Here is a 2,527-nt window from a genome sequence, read left to right as displayed (position 1 = left end):
ACACCGAGGAGTTCACTCCCCCGGCGCGGTACTTTGTCACGGACAGCCGCGCGGGGCGCGGGGGGGGAGCCCCCCACCGGCGGGAATGGGTGTTCACCCGCGGAGCGCAGCGGGTGCAGGGCGAGGGCGGGGGGGGGGGCGGCGCGCGCCCCGGGGGCGGGGGCCCCACACCCGCCCCGGGGGTACCGCGAGCCGACCTTTCCGGTACGCGAGCCGACCCTCGGGAAGGCGGTCAGGCTTCGGGGGCGGGCTTTCCGGTGACGCCGTTGACCTTGCGGACGGCGCCGCCGATCTGGTCGTGGTACTTGCCGTTGGTCTTCTCGTCGACGAACTTGGCCGCCTTGCCGACGAACTGGTTCACCTTCTCCGGGTTCTTCTTCGCATACGCGCGTGCCGCGGTGGCCGCACCCGCCACGACGGTCAGCTTCTTCAGAAATCCCACGGTGATCGTCTCCTCCTGCATCGCGTCTCACCCTCTCCAACGCGAAGCGGGGTGTCCGGGGTTCCCGGCGTGGGTTCAGCCGGACTCGGCGATCCGCTTGATGGCGTCCAGCCGCTTCGCCCACCGCGCCGCGAGGTGGTCGAGCCAGCGCGCGGTGTCGGCGAGCGCGTCCGGCCGGACCTGGTAGCGGCGTTCACGGCCGTCGCGATGTCCGGTGACGAGACCGGCCTGGTCGAGCACCGCCAGGTGCTTGACCACGGCTTGCCTGCTCACCGGCAACTCCCCGGCCAGCTGCGTCGCCGTCGCCGAGGTGTGCGCGGCGAGCCGGTCGAGGAGCTGCCGCCGGGTGGGGTCGGCCAGCGCGGCGAGCACCTCCTCGACGGAGCCGGTACCGGGATGACGCGTCATACCGCCAGTTTCTCGGACCGCTTCCGTACCGCGGCGAGGACCTCCGACCAGCCGCCCTCGTGACTCTCGTAGGAGTCGTTCCGCGTGGGGTTGGCGGCCTGTGGCCGCTGGGCGAAGCCGCTCTCCACCACGTTCAGCCGGGTCCCGTCCCCTTCCGGCGACAGCGTGAACTCCACGAGCGTCGAATTCGACTCGGTCGCCATCTCGCCGGGGAATCCGCTCGCCCAGCGGTAGGACAGGTACCGCGGCGGCTCGACCTCGACGAACACGGTGGGGAACTGGCCGTGCTCCCCGTGGTCCAGCCGCATGACACCGCCGGGGCGCAGGTCGATCGGCGGGGGCTCGCCGTGCCCGAACCACTGCCCGACGTGCTCCGGCTCGGTCAGCACCGCCCACACCCGCTCCACGGGCGCGTCGATGACGATCTCCTGCTCGATCCGGTCCTTGACCATGACGTTCCTTCCGTTGCGACGTTCGAGTGCAACCCCAGAGTTGCACATACGAGGACGAGGCGCAACCTCAGGGTTGCGCCTCGGATAATCCCGCGCGCCCGTCCGCCCCGATCGGGCAGGATCACGGCCATGCGGGATCTCGCGACCTTGCCCAAGGCTCATCTGCACATCCACCTCGAAAGCACGATCCGGCCGGAGACCCTGTGGGAGATCGGAACGGCCAACGGCATCGACGTCCCCCGGGAAGCTCCGGCGTTCACCGGCTTCCGTGATTTCGCCGACTACAACGCGCTGCTGCGCGAATGTCTGTGCCGCCCGGAAGACTTCGAGCGGATCGCCCGCGAGTTCTGCGAGGACGAGGCCGCGCAGGGCACCCGCTACGCCGAGGTGACGTTCACCGCCGCGTCGCACACGGAACGTCTGGGCGAGCCGGACATGCCCCTCGCGTCCGTCCTCAAAGGACTGTCCAAGGGCGGTGCCGAGCACGGTCTGGAATGGCGGGTCCTGCTGGACCACTCGCGTCGTCGCTCGGTCGAGCGGGCACAGCGCACTCTCGATCTCGCGCTGCGCCACGCGGACGAAGGAGTGTTCGGCATCGGCATGGCGGGCGAGGAAAAGTACCCGATAGCCCCGTTCGCCGCGGTGTGCGACCAAGCGCACGAGGCCGGGCTGCACCTCGTCCACCACGCGGGCGAGGACGCCGGTCCGGACTCGATCCGCGAAGCGCTCGACGTCGGCCACTCCGAACGGCTCGGCCACGGCATCCGGATCCTCGAGGACCCCGAACTGGTCGTCCGCGTCCGGGACGAGGGCATCGCGCTGGAAGTCTGCCCGTCCTCGAACGTGACGCTCGGGCTCGTCCCGTCGCTCGCCGAGCATCCGCTCCCCCGGCTGATCGACGCGGGTCTCACGGTCACGCTCAACACCGACGTCCCCTCGGTCACCGGCACCACGCTCACCGACGAGTACGCCCGCGCCCGCACCACGTTCGGCTATGACGACGCCACGCTGGCGAACCTGGCACGAGCGAGTTTCGACGCCTCTTTCGCCCCTGCGGCAACGAAAAAAGCCGCCCACGCGGACATCGACGCCTGGCTCGCGACACCGTGACAGCCACTTCGAAGTCGTGTCGCGAACTCAACGATGGGGTCAGGTGGAACTTAACACAAAACGCGACCCCCAAACAGAGAGAGCACCCCGGATGGCGCGGAGCGCGTGTGAGGGC

General features: G+C 70.0%; 4 protein-coding genes. 1 reads left to right on the top strand and 3 read right to left on the bottom strand.

Features of this window, described 5'->3' with window-relative positions; genetic code table 11:
• Window positions 1-232 precede the first annotated feature (232 nt).
• From ACFWY9_RS23940 to ACFWY9_RS23930, 3 genes are read right to left on the bottom strand one after another with little or no spacing between them, the layout of a single operon-like run.
• Window positions 233-463, bottom strand: coding sequence for an antitoxin (locus ACFWY9_RS23940; RefSeq protein ID WP_378339963.1), 231 nt, complete (start codon window positions 461-463; stop codon window positions 233-235).
• A gap of 54 nt (window positions 464-517) precedes the next feature.
• Window positions 518-850: an ArsR/SmtB family transcription factor gene (locus ACFWY9_RS23935; protein ID WP_378330732.1), complete on the bottom strand. Its 333-nt coding sequence runs from the start codon at window positions 848-850 to the stop codon at window positions 518-520.
• Complete coding sequence (locus ACFWY9_RS23930; protein ID WP_378330733.1) at window positions 847-1,302, bottom strand: SRPBCC family protein; 456 nt, start codon at window positions 1,300-1,302, stop codon at window positions 847-849. The genes ACFWY9_RS23935 and ACFWY9_RS23930 overlap by 4 nt, the downstream gene beginning before the upstream one ends.
• 129 nt (window positions 1,303-1,431) lie before the next feature.
• Here ACFWY9_RS23930 and add point away from each other — a divergent pair, with 129 nt between their 5' ends.
• Window positions 1,432-2,412, top strand: coding sequence for an adenosine deaminase (add, locus tag ACFWY9_RS23925; protein WP_378339962.1), 981 nt, complete (start codon window positions 1,432-1,434; stop codon window positions 2,410-2,412).
• Window positions 2,413-2,527: the final 115 nt, after the last annotated feature.

The sequence above is a fragment of the Amycolatopsis sp. NPDC059027 genome (assembly GCF_042739735.1).
Classification (GTDB): domain Bacteria; phylum Actinomycetota; class Actinomycetes; order Mycobacteriales; family Pseudonocardiaceae; genus Amycolatopsis.
The sequence above is the reverse complement of the archived record's forward strand: the minus strand, read 5'-3'. Positions and strand labels throughout refer to the sequence as shown.